This is a genomic window from Plantactinospora endophytica, from assembly GCF_016862915.1.
GTDB classification, from domain to species: Bacteria; Actinomycetota; Actinomycetes; order Mycobacteriales; family Micromonosporaceae; genus Plantactinospora; species Plantactinospora endophytica.
Map to the genome: position 1 here is coordinate 290,051 of NZ_BONW01000021.1, position 18,566 is coordinate 308,616.

The following is an 18,566-nucleotide window of genomic DNA, read 5'->3' on the forward strand; positions in this document are numbered from 1 at the left end:
AGCGGCGCCCTGCCGGGCGCGGGTTGTCCGACGTACGACGCCGACGCCATGGGGCTCTCGGCACGTTTCCTCCATCACCGGATCAATGTGTCCGCCACGGTGGCGGTCAACCGCCAAGCGCCATCGGGCGCCGGGACTCGTTGGCCGGCAACCAATTGCGGCCTACACCATCGCACAGACAGCAGGGATTCGCGATAGCTGCTTGCCGGGTATTTCTCGCAAACCACCCGAGGCACCCAGACCTCCCCATCCGGGACGCTACCCCCACCGGGGCGCGGTACCGGCCCTCCTGCAACTCTAGCCGAACCAGTCACAACCGTCGTTTAGGGAAAGATTCTCACGTTCGGCCGCTACAGCAGGGACAGGGCCGTATCCACCACCTCGGTACGCGGCAACTCCGCCGCCTCGGCCGGCGAGAACCAGGCCGCGGTCTCGGTCGAGCCGCCCGCCTCCTCCGTCACCTTCGCCTCGGTGGGCGCGTCGACCTCGACCCGGTAGATCACCCGTACGCCGTGCCAGTCCAGCGGTCGGCCCTCCGGACCGAACTCGGCGGTGTTGTGCCGGTGCGACACGTGCAGCAGCCCGGTCACCCGGCCGAGTTGGCCGGTCTCCTCCACCAACTCCCGGAGCAGTGCGCTGACCGGCTGCTCCCCGTGGTCCGTACCGCCGCCGGGCAGGTGCCACCGGCCGGCGCCGGGGAACCCGGGCGCGATCCGGGCGAGCAGCACCCGACCGGCCGGATCGGTGGCCAGCCCGTACGCCGCGAACCGCTGCCGGCGGTCCACCGCCGCCCGCCCCGGCCCACCGTCGACCCCGGCCACCGGCCCCGCTCCGCCGTCGACCTCAGCCGGAACCGCCGTGCCGCCCGGTACCGGCAGGACGTCCGCCGCCACCGGCGGAACACCTTCCGGCAACTGCTGCACCGGCAGGCCGAGCAGCTCGGCGGTGAACGGCATCAGGACCAGCCCGGCCAGCTCCTCCGGCGCGATCCAGGCGACCTCGTCACTGCCACCGTCCCGCTCCGGCCGTAGCGTGCCGCCGGTCGCCACCACGTCGTAGACCACCCGGTCGGTGTGCTCGGCCACCGGCCCCGCCGGGTCGGCCAGCCGGACCACGTCGGCGAGTACCACCCGCAGCCCGGTCACCCGGACGGCGAGCCCGGTCTCCTCGACGAACTCGCGCAGCAGCGCCGCTCTCGGATGTTCCCCGTGCTCGACCCCGCCGCCGGGAAGTTGCCAGACGCCGGGGAAGCGCGAGGTCGCGGACCCCCGGGCGAGCAGCACCCGCTCGCCGTCCCGACACAGCCCGTACGCCCCGATCCGCCGTTGCCGTCGCACCCGCCGTCCCCCTTCCCGCCGCATCGATCATGCCGGCCGGAGGGGCCGGCGACACGGGCGGGTCGGAGATCGGGGTGTGTTCAGCCCAGCCGGGCCGCCTGCACGGCCTCGGCGGTCACCTCGGTCAGCCGGTCCACCGGCAGGGCCTCCAGCTCCTCCCGGCCGAACCAGCGGGCCTCGGAGGTGGAACCGCCGATGTCCCCGACGGTCGGCGGGGCCGGTGAGTCGACCACCACCCGGTAGAAGGCGCGTACGCCGTGCCAGTCGATCGGGTAGCCCTCTGGGCCGAGCGAGGCCGCGTCCCGGTGGCTCGCCACCCCGATCAGCTCGATCAGCCGGCCGCGCTGCCCGGTCTCCTCGACCAGTTCCCGGATCAGCGCCGCGCCCGGCTGCTCGCCGTAGTCGGTACCGCCGCCGGGCAGGTGCCAGCAGCCGGCGCCGGGGTAGCCGTCGGCGACCCGGGTCAGCAGTACCCGGCCGTCCGGGTCGGTGGCGACCGCGTACGCCGCGAAGCGCTGGGCCCGGTGCAGTCCGTCCGGGCCGGGCACCGCGTGGAAGGACGGGAACTCCGGCGCCTCGTCCGGCCGCAGGTCGATCGGCCCGCTCGGCATCCCGAGGGCGCGGGCGGTGAACGGCCGGAGCAGCAGCTTCTCCGCCTCCGCCACGGTGTGCCAGCGGGCCAGGTCGGTCGGCTGGCCGATCCGGTCGCAGAGCGTCCCGCCCCGGACGGAGACCTGGTAGAGCAGGCGGTCGGTGTGGATCGTCACGCCACGGTGCGGCAACGACCTCATGTCGGCGAGTACGTCCCGCAGGCCGACGACCGAGACCGAGAGGCCGGTTTCGGCAGCGGTCTCGCGTACGACGGTGTGGTTCGGGTCCTCGCCGTGGTCGACGGCGCCGCCGGGCAGCGACCAGACACCGGGCGTCCCGGACCGGGAGGAGGCCCGGACCAGAAGCACCCGATCGGTTGAATCGGTGCAAATCGCGTACGCGGCGATCTTGCGGATCGGTTCCAGCGCGGGGGTCACAGGACCAAATTCTCCCTTGATCGTCCGACCCGGCCACGAAAAGAGTCGGATTCCTGACAGTTGACCCCGACCCGTCGCCCGACCCGCCGGATCACCGGTCGCCCTGGTCAGGGGAGGGTCAGGGTCGCTATCCGGGCGGTCACCGAGGACGCGGCGGCCAGGAAGGCGGACCGTGGAGGCATGACGCAGATACCGCTCACCCAGCCCCCGTACAAGCAGCTCCGCCGGCCCACCACGGACCGGATGGTCGCCGGTGTGGCCAGCGGACTCGGCCGTTACTTCAACGTCGACCCGACCCTGGTCCGGGTGGTCTTCGCCGCGGTCGCGGTCTTCACCGGCGGGCTCGGCCTGCTGGCGTACCCGGTGCTGTGGTTCCTGATGCCGGAGGAGCCGGCCGACGCGCCGGCCTGGCCGCACCCGCCCGGCACCGGCCCGGTCTGGCCGCCGAACTGGCCGACCGGCACATCCAGCGCCCGGCCCGCACCCCACCCCGCACCGGCCCCGACCGGAACGCCAACCACGCCGACGGCAGCGCCGGCCACACCGACCGGCCCGGTCGGCGGATACACCGACGCCGCTACTCCGCCCGCACAGCCCGGCGGCGGGGACGACCCGACGGAAACCCTCGGCGACACTCCGCCGAGCCCACGCCCTCCGGCGTGACCGCCGAGTGCCGGCCGTCCGAGGTGACCGTCGAGTCGGCGCTACCCGACGCGAACGTCGAGCCCGCGCCATGCGACGTGAACCGGGATCACTCCCACTCGATGGTGCCCGGCGGCTTGCTCGTCACGTCGAGCACCACCCGGTTGACCTCGGCAACCTCGTTGGTGATCCGGGTGGAGATCCGGGCGATGACGTCGTACGGCAGGCGGGACCAGTCCGCCGTCATGGCGTCGGAGCTGGACACCGGCCGGAGCACCACCGGGTGCCCGTAACTGCGTCCGTCCCCCTGCACCCCGACACTGCGTACGTCGGCCAGCAGTACCACCGGGAACTGCCAGACGTCCCGGTCGAGACCGGCGGCGGTGAGTTCCTCCCGGGCGATCAGATCGGCCTCCCGGAGCAGGTCGAGCCGCTGCCGGTCCACCGCCCCGATGATCCGGATCGCCAGCCCCGGGCCGGGGAACGGGTGCCGCCAGACCATCGCCTCGGGCAGGCCCAGCGCCAGGCCGAGCTGGCGTACCTCGTCCTTGAAGAGCGTGCGCAGCGGCTCGACCAGGGAGAACTTCAGGTCCTCCGGCAGGCCGCCGACGTTGTGGTGCGACTTGATGTTGGCGGTACCGGTGCCGCCGCCGGACTCCACCACGTCGGGGTAGAGGGTGCCCTGCACCAGGAACTCGACGTCCCCGCTGGCGGCCACCTCCCGGGCCGCCGCCTCGAAGACCCGGATGAACTCCCGGCCGATGATCTTGCGCTTCTGCTCCGGGTCGGTCACCCCGGCCAGCGCGCCGAGGAACCGGTCGGCCGCGTCGACCACCTTCAGCTTGATCCCGGTCGCCGCGACGTAGTCCTTCTCCACCTGCTCGGCCTCGCCGGCCCGGAGCAGGCCGTGGTCGACGAAGACGCAGGTGAGCTGGTCGCCGACGGCCTTGTGCACCAGCGCGGCGGCCACCGCCGAGTCGACACCGCCGGAGAGGCCGCAGATGACCTCCCGGTCGCCGACCCGGGACCGGATCTCGGCGATCTGGTCCTCGATGATGTTCTCCGGGGTCCAGGTCGGCTCGATCCCGGCGACGTCGTAGAGGAACCGCTCCAGCATCCGCTGGCCGTGCTCGGTGTGCCCCACCTCCGGGTGGAACTGGGTGCCGACCCGACGACCGGCCAGGTCCTCGAAGGCCGCCACCGGCGCCCCGGGCGACTCGGCGGTCACGGTGAACCCGGCCGGCGCCTCCGTCACACAGTCACCGTGGCTCATCCAGACCGACAACTCGGTCGGCAGGTCGCGGAGCAGGGTGGTCGCGTCGGACCGGGCCCGCAGGGTGGTGCCGCCGTACTCCCGGCCGCCGGTGTGCGCCACCGTGCCGCCGAGGGCCCGGGCCATCGCCTGGAAGCCGTAGCAGATGCCGAAGACCGGCACTCCGCTGTCGAAGAGCTTCGGGTCCACCTGCGGGGCGCCCGGCGCGTAGACGCTGGCCGGGCCGCCGGAGAGGATGATCGCGGCCGGATCCCTGGCCAGCATCTCGGACACCGGCATCGAGTGCGGGACGATCTCCGAGTAGACCCGGGCCTCCCGGACACGGCGGGCGATGAGCTGGGCGTACTGGGCTCCGAAGTCCACCACCAGGACCGGGCGCGGCGTGTTCATGTGTACGAAGCCTACCCAGCGCCACCGGGCACCCGGAAACCGCCGGGTCCGTCGGGTGTGCGGTGGGGTCGGGGGCCGGATCACCCGCTCTGGGCGGTCAGGCTTGATCCCGACGCGGGCGATCCGGCCCCCGACCCCGACCTGGTTGGCCCGGGTGATCAGCGCGAGGCCGTGGGTGGATCACCAACGCAGCGCGGCGGACGCGTCCGAGGGCACCGCCGGAGACCGGGGCGGAACCGGCGCAATCCGGCTGTACCCCGCGCCGAGCGAAGGCCGGGGATCCGGGTCACCCCGGTTCGGCCAGTACGAGAGTGCCCGCTCCGCCTGGGCGGCGATGGTCAGCGACGGGTTCACCCCGAGGTTGGCCGAGACCGCCGCCCCGTCCACCACGTGCAGCCCCGGATGCCCGAAGACGCGCTGATAGGCGTCGACCACCCCGTCAGCCGGAGTGGCTCCGATCACCGCCCCGCCGAGCAAATGAGCCGTGACCGGCATGTCGAACGGCTCCGTCACCGAGCCGCCGGGTACGCCGCCGATCCGCTCGGCGAGCAGCCGTACCGCCCGGTTGCCCGCCGGGATCCAGGTGGGGTTGGCCGCACCGTGGCCGGCGGTGGTGGCCAGCCGGTGCCGGCCGAACCGGCCACGGTGGTAGTGCACGGTCAGCGAGTTGTCCAGCGACTGCATGACCAGCGCGATGACCGTACGCCGGGACCAGTCCCGGACCGAGAGCAGCGGCAGGTAGGTCAGCGGCCGGCGGGCCAGGGTGCCGAGCCAGCGCCGGACCCGGTGCGGGCCGCCGTCGACCAGGGCCGACTGGAGCAGTCCCATCAGGTTGGCGCCCCGGCCGTACCGGACCGGCTCGACGTGGGTCGCCGGGTCGGGGTGGAACGAGCTGGTGATCGCCACGCCGTCGGTGAAGTCGACGCCGGCCCGCCGGGCGGCCCGCAGTGGCACCGTGGCGCCGAGGATCGCCTCGGAGTTGGTCCGGGTCAGCGCGCCGAGCCGGGGTGACAGGTGCGGCAGCGCCCCGGCGGCGCGCATCCGGTGCAGCAGCCGCTGGGTCTGCAACGCACCGGCCGCGAAGACCACCTGACCGGCCCGGATCCGTTGCCGGTGCCGGAGTGGCCAGGCGCCGGTGCGTACCGTCTCGACCTCGTAGCCGGTGCCCGACGGCGCCGGGCGGACCGCGGTCGCCGTGGTCAGCGGGTGGACCTCGGCGCCGAGCCGTTCGGCCAGCCAGAGGTAGTTCTTGACCAGGCTGTTCTTGGCGCCGTGCCGGCAGCCGGTCATGCAGGCGCCGCAGTGCAGGCAGCCGGTGCGCGCCGGGCCGACCCCGCCGAAGTAGGGATCGGCGACCCGTTCCCCCGGCCGGCCCAGGTAGACGCCGACCGGGGTGGCGTGGAAGGTGTGTCCGACCCCCATCTCGTCGGCGACCGCACGCATCGCCCGGTCCGCGCCGGTCTCCTTCGGGTACGTCGTGACGCCGAGCATCCGCTTCGCCTGGTCGTAGTGCGGGGCGAGTTCGGCCTGCCAGTCGGTGACATCTTTCCACTGTGGATCGGCGTAGAACGCGGCCGGCGGCTCGTAGAGGGTGTTGGCGTAGACCAGTGAACCGCCGCCGACACCCGCACCGGAGAGCACCAGTACCTTCGCCGGTGCCGTACCGGCGGCGGATCGCCGGCCGGCGGACCGGAGCAGGGTGAGGCGCTGGATGCCGTAGCAGCGCAGCGCGGGAGCCCAGAGGAACCGGCGGATCCGCCAGGAGGTCTTCGGCAGTTCGTGGTCGGCGAACCGCCGCCCCGCCTCCAGCACGGCGACCGAGTACCCCTTCTCGACCAGACGCAGTGCCGCCACGCTGCCGCCGAAACCGGACCCGATCACCACGACATCAACGTCGACGTCGCTCGCGGCGTCAGTCTCGACGTCGACGTCGGCACCGGTCTCGGCGTCGGAGTTGGTGCGGTCGGTCGGAGCGCTGCCGGCGGTTTGCCCCATGTTGACCATCATTACCGACCGGTAGCTACCGCACCAGGCCGGAACTACGCCATCATTTCCTGCTGCCGCGCTCGGGCGGTGCAACGTCGGCGGGCCGACGGGGCGTCTGAAATAACGGCCGGTCCTGGCAGACCGCACGGCCGAGGGGAAGTGGACGCGTGGCAGACCACGGGGGAAACGCTACCGGCGTACCCGGAAACGGCGACGGACCGGCACCGGCCGGCGGCAGCGCCCGACGGCGACGGATCGTCTGGATCGCCGCCGTCGTCGCGGTGGCGGTGCTGCTGGCCGGCACGGCGTACGCGGCGAACCGGTTCTGGGGCGGTGGCACCGATCCGGCTCCGGCGGCCCGGCCCAGCACCCCGGCACCGACCACGGTTGCGCCGACGCCCACCCCGAGCCCGACCCCGGAACCCGGTGCCGACATCAGGGGACCGCTCAACCTGCTGCTGGTCGGCGTCGACACCCGGGTCAGCAAGCCGGACTGGGAGCCGCACGCCGACGCGGTACTGATCCTGCACGTCACCAGGGAACTCGACCGGGCCTACCTGTTCGCGCTCCCCCGCGACCTGGTGGTCGACATCCCGAAGTTCCCGAAGGCGAACTTCCCCGGCGAGCGGACGAAGCTCACCCACGCGATGAGCTACGGCAGCCGGGTGCCGGGGAAGAACAAGCGGCCGAGTACGGCACAGGGGTTCCAACTGCTCTCGACGACGGTGAGCGCGTACACCGGGATCAAGCGGTTCGACGCGGGCGCGGTGCTCACCTTCGGCGGCTTCGACGAACTCGTCGACGCGCTCGGCGGGGTGGACCTCTACGTCGACCAGCGGGTGGCCTCGCAGCACCGGGAACCGGACGGTACGCACCGGGCGCTGCGCGGCGGCGGCTACGTCGGGCCGCAGATGGTCTACGAGAAGGGCAACCGGAAACTGAACGGCTGGCAGGCGCTGGACTACGCCCGGCAGCGGTACACCGCCGGTGGCGCGTACACCCGGCAGCGGCACCAGCAGCAGCTCATCAAGGCGATGCTGACGAAGATCCTCAGTCAGGACCTGGCCCGGGACGCCGAGCGGCTTCGGCAGGTGGTGCGGTCGCTCGGCGACGCGCTGACCTTCGTCGCCGGCAACGGCAACGACGTCGTCGACTTCGGGTACGCGCTGAGCCGGCTCCGCCCGGAGCAGATGACCCTGGTCGCGCTGCCGGGCAGCGGCGTGGGCCGGGGCAGCGGCTACCGGGGTGAACAGCTCACCTCGGTCGGCCGGAAGTTCATCACCGAACTGCGCGCCGGTCGGGCCGACGCGTACCTGGCGGCCAATCCGAAACTGGTGGTGAAGAACTGACCGGCCCGGGCGGGACCCCGGGTCAGGGAGACCCGGAACCGCGCTGGCCGGTCGACGGGTACGCCGGCACCGTGCACGACGGCTTCACCGGTCCGCTGCCCGCCGGGGCCCGACAGCTGTGGCAGCGGTGGCAGGACGGCCGGCCGACGGTGACCAACCTCTGGGCGCCGTACGACCGGGAACTGCGGCACCAGTGGTCCGGCGCCGCGCTGGCACACCATCGGGGCGGGCGTCCGGACCGGCGGCCGGGCCGCACCTACCACCTCGACGGCCGGCACGTCACCGACGTGGAGGGTTTCTACTGCGCCGTCGGCGAGGCGGTCAACGGTCCCGGCGGGTACTTCGGCTGGAACCTGGACGCGCTTGTCGACTGCCTGCGCGGCCGGTGGGGCGCGGCGACCCCGTTCCGGCTCGTCTGGCACGACGCCGACGTGGCCCGGCAGTATCTCCTGCCCGGGCACGACCAGCGGCATCCCCGGGCGGTGCCGCTGAACCACCTGCTCGCGGCGCTGCGCCAGCGCGGCGTAACGGTCGAACTGCGCTGAACCTGGTTCGGGATCCCTATCCGGCCCGCTTGGGCTGGGCCGGGCGCTTGGTGCCGTAGAGCCAGGCGTCGAAGAGGGCGTCCAACTGCTGGCCGGAAATCCGCTCGGCCAGCGCCACGAACTCGTCGGTACTGGCGTTGGCGTCCTTCTTCTCCGCCGCCCAGGTTTGCAGGATCTTGAAGAACGGGGCGTCGCCGACGGTGACCCGGAGCGCGTGCAGCGTCATCCCGCCGCGCTGGTACACCGACTCGCTGAAGATGTTCTTCGCGCCCGGCTTGCCCGGCGGAAGCTTCCAGACCGACTGCTCCATCTGCTGGTAGCGCAGGTCGAACGCCTGCTGGGCCCGCTGCCCGCCGGAGTGCTCCGCCCAGAGCCACTCGGCGTAGGTGGCGAAGCCCTCGTTGAGCCAGATGTCCTGCCAGCTCTTCAGCGCCACGCTGTTGCCGAACCACTGGTGGGCCATCTCGTGCGCGACGACCTGGTTGCGGGCGTTCGGGCCGAAGAAGACGGAGGCGTAGACGGGCCGGCTCTGGGTTTCCAGGGCGTACCGGATCCGGTCGTCCGCGATCACCACCCCGCCGTACGCCTCGACCGGGTACGGGCCGAAGACCGTCTCCAGGTAGTCGGCGACCTTGGTGGTGCTGGCCATGGCCGTGTCGGCGGCACCCCTGCGCACCGACTCCGCCACCGCCGTGTAGACCGGCCGTCCCTTGTGGGTGCCGGTCTTCACCCGGTATTTGCCGATCACCAGCGTGCTCAGGTAACTGGCCATCGGCGTGCTCTCGGACCACTTCCAGGTGGTCCAGCCGGCGTCGGCGGTACTGCCGCCCGGGGTGCCGTTGCTGATCGCCACCAGCCCGGTCGGCACGGCGATCTCGAAGCTGTACGTCGCCTTGTCCACCGGGTGGTCGTTCACCGGAAACCAGGTACTCGCCGACTCGGGCTGGCCGAGCGCGATCGCGCCGTCCGAGGTGTGCAGGAAACCGCCGTCGCCGAGATCCTTGTTGCGCAGCGGTGCGGGCTTGCCGTCGTACCCGATCACGGCGCTGAACCGGGTGCCGGTCGGCAGCCCTGCGCCCGGGGTGACCACCAGTTCGTTGCCCTGCCGGGTGTGCGTCGCGGGCGTGCCGTCGACGGTGACCGAGCGAACGGTGAGGCCGGCCAGGTCGAGGTTGAACCGGGCCAGGTCGGCGGTGGCGCTCGCCGACACCGTCGTCGTGCCGGTGAGCTGGTCGGTCTTCGGGTCGTACCGGACCTTGACGTCGTACCGGTCGACGTCGTAGCCGGCGTTGCCGTATTTCGGGAAGTAGGCGTCACCGACGCCGTCCGCGCCCGGCTGGAAGTCGCGGCTCGGCGTGGCCGAGGGCGTCGGGCCGGCCGTCGCCGCCGGCTTCCCGGCCCCGTCCTGGCAACCGGTCAACCCGAGCGTGCCGACCACGACCATGCCGAGCACAATCCGGTACTGCCGACGCCTCGTCGTCATCCCCACCATTCCCCCGCTGGTTCCGATGGCAACATCCGACGCCACATGGTTCCCGATGGCGACGTCCGACGCCACGTGGTTTCCGACGGCGACGTCCGACGCCACATCGGACGATGATCTTACCGGTCGGGGATCCGTCGCCCGCAGCTCAGGGCAGGGGCGGCGCGGTGGTGCCGGAGAGCCAGGCGGCGAAGAGGTCGTCCAACTGCCGGCCGGAGACCCGTTCGGCGTGCGCGACCAGATCGGCGGTGCTCGCGTTGCCGTTCCGCTTCTCCGCCGTCCAGCTCGTCAGGATCCGGAAGAACGTCTCGTCGCCGACCGTACGCCGCAGCGCGTGCACGGCCAGCGCACCGCGCAGGTAGACCGCCCGGCTGAAGATCTCCGGCCGGCCCGGGTTCAACGCCGGCTCCGCCCAGTCGGTGTCGGCGTACTCCCGCTCGAAGCTGGCCTGCACCGACGGGCCGCCGTCGTGCTCCGTCCAGAGCCACTCGGCGTAGCTGGCGAAGCCCTCGTTGAGCCAGAGGTCGCTCCAGCGCCGGATCGAGACGCTGTCCCCGAACCACTGGTGCGCCAGCTCGTGCGCCACCACCTCCAGGTCCGGGCCGGTGGTGAAGAACGCCGGTCCGTACACCGGTCGGGACTGGGTCTCCAGGGCGTACCCGATCCGGCTGTCGGCGACCGCGATCCCGCCGTACGCCTCGAACGGGTACGGGCCGAACCGGGTGGCCAGGAAGTCGGCGATCTGACCGGTACGGGCCAGCGACCGCTCGGCCGGCCCGCCCACCGGCAGGCTCGCCGAGATCGCGGTGACCAGCGGCTTGCCGGCGTGCGTACCGGTGCTCACCCGGTATTTCCCGATCACCAGGGTGGTCAGGTAACTCGCCATCGGGACCGGTTCCGCCCAGCGCCAGGTGGTCCATCCGGCGGCGGCACTGCTGCCGTCCGGTACGCCGTTGCTCAGCGCCGCCAGCCCCGCCGGAACGGTCGCCTCGATCCGGTACGTCGCCTTGTCGAGCGGATGGTCGTTGACCGGAAACCAGGTGCTCGCCGACTCCGGCTGGCCGAGCGCGATCGCGCCGTCCGAGGTGTGCAGCAGGCCACCAGTGCCCAGGTCGGCGCTGGTGACCGCGGCCGGCTTGCCGGAATACCGCACCCGTACCCCGAACCGCTTGCCCTTGCCCAGCCCGGTGGCCGGGGTGACGACCAGTTCGTCGTCGGTCCGGCCGTGCTCGGCGTCGGCGCCGTCGACCTGCACCGACCGCACGGTCAGCCCGACGAGGTCGAGGTTGAACCGGGACAGGTCCTGGGTGGCGGTCGCCTCGATGGTGGCGTCGCCGGTCAGCTCGTCGGTGGCCGGGTCGTACCTGACCTGGAGGTGGTAGCTGGCGACGTCGTAGCCGCCGTTGCCGGAGGTCGGGAAGTACGGGTCGCCGAGCCCGGGTGCGCCGGGGCGGAACCCGCCGGCCGGCGGGTCGTCCCGCCGGCTCCCGGTGCAGCCGGCGGTGGGCAGCGCCACCAGCAGCGCCACCAGTACGCCGGCCAGCACCGGCCGCCCCGACCTGGTCATCACCCCTCCACCGCCAAACGGTGGCGGCTACCGGTCGAGGACGAGCCCGACCTTCTGGAACTCCTTCAGGTCCCGGTAGCCGCACTTGGCCATCGCCCGGCGCAGCCCGCCGAACAGGTTGAGTTGCCCCTCCGGGTCGTCCGACGGCCCGTAGAGCAGCTTCTCCATCGAGCCGAGCGGCTCGTCGGCCACCCCGTAGGCGCCGCGCGGCAGCTTCGGGTGGCTGGCCGCCGGGTGCCACCAGGCGCCGCCGGCCGGTGCCTCGGCGCAGAGCGACAGCGGCTCGCCGAGCATCACCGCGTCGGCGCCGCAGCCGAGGGCCTTGGCGATGTCGCCCGAGGTCTGTAGGTCGCCGTCGGCGATCAGGTGCACGTACCGGCCACCGGTCTCGTCGAGGTAGTCCCGCCGGGCCGCCGCCGCGTCGGCGATCGCGCTGGCCATCGGCACCCGGATGCCGAGCACCGACTCGGTGGTCGACCACTCGTCGCCGCCGAGCCCGACGATCACCCCGGCCGCGCCGGTGCGCATGAGGTGCAGCGCGGTCTTGTAGTCCGTGACGCCGCCGGCGACGACCGGCAGGTCGAGGTCGGCGATGAACTCCTTGAGGTTCAGCGGCTCGTCGGTGGTGGAGACGTGCTCGGCCGAGACGATGGTGCCCTGGATGAACAGGATGTCCACCCCGGCGTCCAGGATCACCGGGGCCAGCGCCAGAGTGTGCTGCGGGGAGACCCGGACGGCGACCGTGGAGCCGCCGGCCCGCATCTGCCGGACCCGCTCGGCGATCAGCTCGGGACGGATCGGCTCGGCGTACACCTCCTGGAGGCGGCGGGTGGCGGCGGAGCCCTCCTCCAGCCGGGACAGCTCCTCCAGGATCTTGGCCGGGTCCTCGTAGCGGGTCCACAGGCCCTCGACGTTCAGCACCCCGAGCCCGCCGTGCCGGCCCAGGGCGATCGCCGAGTCCGGGCTCATGGTGGCGTCCGACGGGTGCCCCACGCAGGGGATCCCGAACTGGTACGCGTCGAGCTGCCAGGCCGTGGAGACGTCGTCCACGTCCCGGGTACGCCGGCTCGGCACGATCGCGATGTCGTCCAGGTGGTAGCCGCGCTGTGCGGTCTTGCCCAGCCCGATCTCGACCACGTCACGCATGGGGTCACTCCAGAGTAGAAGGGGGTTTGCGGGGGAGGCGGTGACCGTCAGCGGGTGTGGTAGTTCGGCGCCTCGACAGTCATCTGGATGTCGTGCGGGTGGCTCTCCTTGAGCCCGGCCGCGGTGATCCGGATGAGCTGGCCCCGGCGGTGCAGCTCGGGGATGGTCTCCGCGCCGACGTACCCCATCGCCAGCCGCAGCCCGCCGACGAGCTGGTGGGCGACCCGGGCCAGCGGGCCCCGGTAGGGCACCTGACCCTCGACGCCCTCCGGTACCAGCTTCTCCTCGCTGGCCACGTCGTCCTGGAAGTAGCGGTCCTTGGAGTACGACCGGGCCTGCCCACGGGACTGCATCGCGCCCAGCGACCCCATCCCCCGGTACGCCTTGAACTGCTTGCCGTTGATGAACATCAGCTCGCCCGGGCTCTCCTCGGAGCCGGCCAGCAGACTGCCGAGCATCACCGTGTCGCCGCCGGCCACCAGCGCCTTGGCGATGTCGCCCGAGTATTGGATGCCGCCGTCGGCGATCACCGGCACCCCCGCCGGCCGGGCGGCCCGGGCCGCCTCCATGATCGCGGTGATCTGTGGTACGCCGACCCCGGCGACGATCCGGGTGGTGCAGATGGCGCCCGGCCCGACCCCGACCTTGACCGCGTCGGCACCCGCCTCGACCAGCGCCTTCGCGCCCGCGTACGTCGCCACGTTGCCGCCGATCACGTCGACCGTGGTGTCCCGCTTCAGCCGGCCGACCATGTCCAGCACGGCCCGCTGGTGCCCGTGCGCGGTGTCCACGATCAGCACGTCCACCCCGGCGTCGACCAGCGCCCGGGCCCGCTTGTACGCGTCCTCGCCGACCCCGACGGCGGCGGCCACCCGCAGCCGGCCGGCGTCGTCCTTGGTGGCGAGCGGGTACTGCTCGCTCTTGGCGAAGTCCTTGACGGTGATCAGGCCGCGCAGCCGGCCGTCCGGGTCGACGATCGGCAGCTTCTCGACCTTGTGCCGGCGCAGCAGGTCGAGCGCCTCCTCCTTGGTCACCCCGACCTGCGCGGTGATCAGCGGCATCGGGGTCATGATCTGGCGGACCGGGGTGCCCCCGTCGGTGACGAACCGCATGTCGCGGTTGGTCACGATGCCGACCAGGGTGCCCTGGGCGTCGGTCACCGGTACGCCGGAGATCCGGTAGCGCCCGCAGAGCGCGTCCACGTCCCGCAGCGTGTCGTCCGGCCCACAGGTGACCGGGTTGGTCACCATGCCGGCCTCGGAGCGCTTGACCAGGTCGACCTGGAGCGCCTGGTCCTCGATCGAGAGGTTGCGGTGCAGCACGCCGATGCCGCCCTGCCGGGCCATCGCGATCGCCATCCGGGCCTCGGTGACCGTGTCCATCGGGCTGGAGACCAGCGGGATGGCGAGGTCGACGTTGCGGCTGAGCCGGGTGATGGTGTTCACCCGACTCGGGATGATCTCGGACTCGCCGGGTTGCAGCAGCACGTCGTCGAAGGTCAACCCGAGCGGCACCACCCGGGCCGAGCCGGCCGGCAGTTCGGGCAGGTGCCCGGCGAGCTGGTCGGCGTCGGTGGCCAGCGGAAGGTCGTTGGTGGGTCGGTTCTCCACGATGTGTCCCCTGCTGCTGTTGTTGACGGTCGATGAACGATCACCGCCGACGCGATCGCACTCCTCGCCGACGCGGGTCGGTCGGCTGTGCTGGTCGACAGGCTGCCCGGCGGCAGGGCGGTGTCAGGGTTCGCCCCGGGTACGGCGCGATGGTTCATCGTACCCATCCGGCCGGGGCGGGCGTCGCGGACGCGGGTACAGCGGCGGTACAGGCCACAACGGGTGACCACGCCGGGCGGTGTTGGGACTACGGTGGAGGGGTGCACGAGGAGCCGATCGACCCGTTCAACGGTGACCCCGCCGATCCCTCCGCCGGCCTTGACGACCCGGGTGAGGAGACCGACCTCGACCCGCTCAGCGAGGTCGAGCGACAGGACGTGCTGGAGGACCTGGCCGACCTGGAGATCTACCAGGCGCTGCTGGGTCCGGTCGGCGTACGCGGCCTCGTGATCGAGTGCGAGGACTGCCGCGAGCCGCACTACTTCGACTGGGACCTGCTCCGGGGCAACCTGCGGCACCTGCTCAACTCGGGCCGGCCCCGGGTGCACGAGCCCGCCTACGACCCCGATCCGGACCACTACGTCACCTGGGAATACGCCCGTGGCTACGCCGACGGGGTGCACGACACCCTGACCGAGACCGCCGACGAGACCGAGGACGAGCCGGAGTCGCCGCGCTGAGCGGCTGAGCGGCACTGGCTGAGCGGTGGTCGATCCCCGACTGTCGAGCTGCCCCGTCCATGCGCCCGTCCGCCGCAGGGTGGGCGCCGACCCGGTCAGACCACCGGGCCGACCCGGTCAGGCCACCAGGCCGGCCCGGAACCCGGCCGCCACGGCGTGCGCCCGGTCCCGGGCGCCGAGCTTGCGGAACAGCCGCCGGGCGTGCGTCTTGACGGTGTCCTCGGAGACGAAGAGTTCCCGGCCGATCTCCGCGTTGCTCTTGCCGTCCGCCATCCCGACCAGCACCTGCATCTCGCGCTCGGTCAGCACCGGCCGGCGGGCCGGAGCCGGCCGACCCGGATCGCCGGCCCCCGGTTCGGTGCCGGCTACGTCCGAGGCGGCCTTCTCCCCCGGGTACGGCGGCTGCGTCCCCGTCCCGCCCGCTCCGGTACCGGTCTGCGCCGGTTCACCCGGCGCGTTCGGGTCGTCCCCGCGCTGGGCCGGTACCACCGCCGGTCCGGCCGGCTGGTCCGAGCCCGGCTCGCCGGTACCCGCGCGGGGCTCCGGGTCGTCGCGTCGGCGTACCGCCGGCTCGTCTCCCGGCGGGCGGCCGGTCCCCGGCCCGTCACCGGTCGGGCCGTCCCGGCCGGGGCCGGTCGGCGCCCGCAGCACGCTGCCCAGGCGCTGGCCGGCCGGCTGGCTGCCCGCGTCGCCGGGCTCACCGGGTCGGCCGGTGCCGACCGGGCCACCGGCCTGGCCGCCGGCCAACGCGCCGCCGGTCAACGCCGCACCGCCCCGACCGGACCGGCCGCCGAGCAGCAGGATCGCCTTGGCGACCACGCTCACCAGGTCGTGGTCGCCGCCCTGGATCAGCCCCCGGGCGCCGGCCGCGATGGTCGCCGCCGCCACCCCCGGGTCCTCGGCGCCGAGCAGCAGGATCGCCGCTCCGGGCGACCGGGCCAGTACCCGCCGGGTGAATCCCACGCTGTCCGGGCGGGTGAGCGCGGTGTCGGCGAGCACCACGTCCGCCGGCCGCTCGGCTAGCCGGAGCATGGCCTCCGGGTCGGACACCGCGGTACGGACCGCGCCGGCCAACCCGAGCCGGGCTGCCGCCGCCGCGACGTTCTGGGCCGCGAGCGGGGTCCGGACGCAGACAAGAACGGTGCGCACGATGCTCTCCTCTCCGCAACGAGGAGACCACGCCGGTCAGTGATCATGATGAGTTTCCCCGGATGAACCACAAACTTTTTGGACGATTCGCCCCACCGGGCCGTTTCTCCGCCAGAAGTTCGCGATCAAGTACGTGTGAGCCGTCCGGGCCCTGGGTACCGGAACACTTGGTCGGAACGGTGCGCCTGCGCGGCCCGCCGCCCGGATCCCGACCGAGCAGATATTCGCGGTGCCGCGCGGGAGGAGGGTGCTGATGTCGAACGTACGCAGGCTGCCTGGACCCATCGTCGATCTGTGGGAGTGGCAGCGGCTGGGCGCGTGCCGGGGCCGGGACAGTGCCCAGTTCTTCCACCCGGAGGGTGAGCGGGGCTCGTCCCGCAACCGCCGGGAGGCCAACGCCAAGGCGGTCTGTGGAACCTGCCCGGTGCGGGCCGAATGTGCCGCCCACGCGCTCGCCGTACGCGAGCCGTACGGGGTGTGGGGCGGCTTCAGCGAGTCCGAGCGGCTCCGGCTGCTCGCCGTCGGCTGGGAGGATCTCGCCGACCGTCGTCAGAGCCGGGTGGACATCGCCCGGCTGGAGGCCCGGCTCGGCCGGCCGTTCCGGTCGACGTCGACCGTGCCGGTCCAGCGCTCGGCCTGACCCCGCCCACGGACAACCCCCCGGCGAGCACCTTTCCGCTGGGGGGCGCGTTGTTCAGGTGACGGTGACCCGGACCGTGTGCCAGCCGGTGGCGCCGTCCGGATCGACCGGGCGGGCCTGGCCGGTCTGCACCGCACCGGACGCGTCGGTCGCCCGTACCCGCAGGGTGTGCTCGCCCGGGGTGGCCGGCCACCGCCAGGACCACTGCACCCAGGTGTCGGTCGACGCCGTCGCGGCCAGCGTCGCCGGCTGCCAGTCGCCGTCGTCGACGCGTACCTCCACCTGCCGGATGCCGACGTGCTGCGCCCAGGCCACCCCGGCGACCACGACCTCGCCGGCCGGCAGCGTCCGACCCGCCCGGGGTGTGTCGATCCGCGACTGCGTCTTGATCGGTCCCCGCGCCGACCAGCCCCGGGGCACCCAGTACGCGTCGAAGTCCGCGAAGCTGGTCAGTTCCAGTTCGACCAGCCACTTGCAGGCCGAGACGTAGCCGTACAGGCCGGGTACCACGACCCGGACCGGGAAGCCGTGCGCGAGCGGCAGCGGTTCGCCGTTCATCCCGACCGCCAGCATCGCGTCCCGGCCGTCGGTGAGCACCGCCGTCGGGCTGCCACAGGTCCAGCCGTCCGCCGACCGGCCCACCACCTGGTCCGCCCCGTCCAGCGGCCCGGCCTCGGCGAGCAGCGGACCGAGCGGTACGCCGAGCCAGCGGGCGGTACCGATCAGGTCGCCGCCGACCTCGTTGGAGACGCAGGCCAGCGTGATGTGCCGTTCGATCATCGGTCGGGCGAGCAGGTCGGCATAGCTGAGCGTCAGCGGGTGCCGTACCCGGCCGGTGATCTGCAACCGCCAGCCGTCCGGATCCACCCGGGGCACCACCAGCGCGGTGTCGATCCGGTAGAAGTCCCGGTTCGGCGTGACGAACGACGAGAGTCCGGGCACCGCCGGGTCGACGCCGGCCGGCAGCGGCGCCGCCGGGCTGGCCGGGGCCGGCAACCGGATCGCCGCCCGGGCGTCCGAGACACCCCGCCTCGTGGAGAGCCAGCGCCCGCCGTAGCCGCCGACGGTCGCCCCGCCGACGGCGAGCCCGACCCCGGTGAGGAACCGCCGCCGGGCGTACGCGTCCGGATGGGCGGTGGCGCTCGGCAGTACCGCGCCGGACTCCTGCCCGGCGTCGTCGGCCGGGTCCATCGGCCCGGCCAGTGCCCGGCCGAGCGGGCCGGTGACGAACCACCGCAGCACCCCGGCCGCCAGCACCGCGCCGAGCAGCGAGGGCAGCGCGGCGACCGGGCCGGCACCGGGCCGGGTCAGCGCCGCCGCCACGCCGACCGCGCCGAAGACGGCGATCCCGGCGTACCCGAGGGGTAGCGAGCGGACCGCGACCAGCCCGACCAGGGCGGCGAACCCGGCCAGCAGCACGGCGGTGCCGACCAGCAGGGCGATCTTGTCGTAGACGTAGAAGACGTCCACGGCGAACTGTTTCAGCGGTGCGGGGGCCAGATCCACCACGACGCCGCCGACCGCGACCAGCGGTGCGGACCGCGACCCGGTGAGCACCGCCACCGCCTCGGCCACCCCGACCGCGACCGCCGCGGCGGCCACCCCGGCCAGCGCACCGTACCCGGCCGGCACGCCCCCGGACCGGCCGGCGGTCGTCGCCACCGGTCCCGTCGCGTCCGGCCCCGACATCACACCCATCCGACCAGTGTGCCCCGACGGCCGGAAAACGAAGATCCGCGTG

Annotated in this window: 15 protein-coding genes; 5 read left to right on the top strand and 10 right to left on the bottom strand. The window is 73.0% G+C overall.

The features are described 5' to 3' along the window. Positions 1-350: 350 nt before the first annotated feature. Positions 351-1,361 (bottom strand): NUDIX hydrolase, encoded by a 1,011-nt coding sequence (locus tag Pen02_RS22310; protein WP_372445642.1) that lies wholly within the window; start codon positions 1,359-1,361, stop codon positions 351-353. 56 nt (positions 1,362-1,417) lie between these two features. Beyond that, a complete protein-coding gene (locus tag Pen02_RS22315; protein ID WP_203868029.1) occupies positions 1,418-2,365 on the bottom strand; it encodes an NUDIX domain-containing protein in 948 nt (315 codons plus the stop codon). Between the two features lie 180 nt (positions 2,366-2,545). Between Pen02_RS22315 and Pen02_RS43025 the strand changes: the two genes are divergently transcribed. Next, complete coding sequence (locus tag Pen02_RS43025; RefSeq protein WP_372445643.1) at positions 2,546-3,028, top strand: PspC domain-containing protein; 483 nt, start codon at positions 2,546-2,548, stop codon at positions 3,026-3,028. An 88-nt stretch (positions 3,029-3,116) separates the two neighbouring features. On the opposite strand, the gene guaA is transcribed toward Pen02_RS43025, so the two are convergent. Next, positions 3,117-4,670, bottom strand: a complete 1,554-nt coding sequence (guaA, locus tag Pen02_RS22325) for a glutamine-hydrolyzing GMP synthase (protein ID WP_203868030.1) — start codon at positions 4,668-4,670, stop codon at positions 3,117-3,119. A 180-nt stretch (positions 4,671-4,850) separates the two neighbouring features. Continuing rightward, the gene (locus Pen02_RS22330) at positions 4,851-6,665 is read right to left on the bottom strand and encodes an FAD-dependent oxidoreductase (protein ID WP_203868031.1); all 1,815 of its coding nucleotides are present in this window, start codon (positions 6,663-6,665) and stop codon (positions 4,851-4,853) included. A 245-nt stretch (positions 6,666-6,910) separates the two neighbouring features. Between Pen02_RS22330 and Pen02_RS22335 the strand changes: the two genes are divergently transcribed. Further along, positions 6,911-8,005, top strand: a complete 1,095-nt coding sequence (locus Pen02_RS22335) for an LCP family protein (RefSeq protein WP_239141142.1) — start codon at positions 6,911-6,913, stop codon at positions 8,003-8,005. A gap of 71 nt (positions 8,006-8,076) precedes the next feature. Further along, entirely contained in the window at positions 8,077-8,550 is a 474-nt protein-coding gene (locus Pen02_RS22340) for a barstar family protein (protein ID WP_239141092.1), read from the top strand. 16 nt (positions 8,551-8,566) lie between these two features. On the opposite strand, the gene Pen02_RS22345 is transcribed toward Pen02_RS22340, so the two are convergent. From Pen02_RS22345 to guaB, 4 genes are all read right to left on the bottom strand, one after another. Further along, positions 8,567-10,033 (bottom strand): M1 family metallopeptidase, encoded by a 1,467-nt coding sequence (locus Pen02_RS22345; protein ID WP_203868033.1) that lies wholly within the window; start codon positions 10,031-10,033, stop codon positions 8,567-8,569. A gap of 148 nt (positions 10,034-10,181) precedes the next feature. Then, the gene (locus Pen02_RS22350; RefSeq protein WP_203868034.1) at positions 10,182-11,600 is read right to left on the bottom strand and encodes a M1 family metallopeptidase; all 1,419 of its coding nucleotides are present in this window, start codon (positions 11,598-11,600) and stop codon (positions 10,182-10,184) included. Between the two features lie 27 nt (positions 11,601-11,627). After that, positions 11,628-12,746, bottom strand: coding sequence for a GuaB3 family IMP dehydrogenase-related protein (locus Pen02_RS22355; RefSeq protein ID WP_203868035.1), 1,119 nt, complete (start codon positions 12,744-12,746; stop codon positions 11,628-11,630). Between the two features lie 47 nt (positions 12,747-12,793). After that, positions 12,794-14,356, bottom strand: coding sequence for an IMP dehydrogenase (guaB, locus tag Pen02_RS22360; protein WP_203868036.1), 1,563 nt, complete (start codon positions 14,354-14,356; stop codon positions 12,794-12,796). A 260-nt stretch (positions 14,357-14,616) separates the two neighbouring features. Between guaB and Pen02_RS22365 the strand changes: the two genes are divergently transcribed. After that, positions 14,617-15,036 carry a DUF5319 domain-containing protein gene (locus Pen02_RS22365; protein WP_203868037.1) on the top strand — a complete coding sequence of 140 codons (420 nt, stop codon included), beginning with the start codon at positions 14,617-14,619 and terminating at the stop codon, positions 15,034-15,036. 117 nt (positions 15,037-15,153) lie between these two features. Here Pen02_RS22365 and Pen02_RS22370 read toward each other — a convergent pair whose 3' ends face one another. Next, on the bottom strand, positions 15,154-16,185 hold the full coding sequence (locus Pen02_RS22370) for a helix-turn-helix domain-containing protein (RefSeq protein WP_203868038.1): 1,032 nt from the start codon (positions 16,183-16,185) through the stop codon (positions 15,154-15,156). A gap of 253 nt (positions 16,186-16,438) precedes the next feature. On the opposite strand from Pen02_RS22370, the gene Pen02_RS22375 reads away from it, so the two are divergent. Further along, positions 16,439-16,825 carry a WhiB family transcriptional regulator gene (locus tag Pen02_RS22375; protein ID WP_203868039.1) on the top strand — a complete coding sequence of 129 codons (387 nt, stop codon included), beginning with the start codon at positions 16,439-16,441 and terminating at the stop codon, positions 16,823-16,825. 54 nt (positions 16,826-16,879) lie between these two features. Here Pen02_RS22375 and Pen02_RS22380 read toward each other — a convergent pair whose 3' ends face one another. Then, positions 16,880-18,523, bottom strand: coding sequence for a molybdopterin-dependent oxidoreductase (locus Pen02_RS22380; protein WP_239141095.1), 1,644 nt, complete (start codon positions 18,521-18,523; stop codon positions 16,880-16,882). Positions 18,524-18,566: the final 43 nt, after the last annotated feature.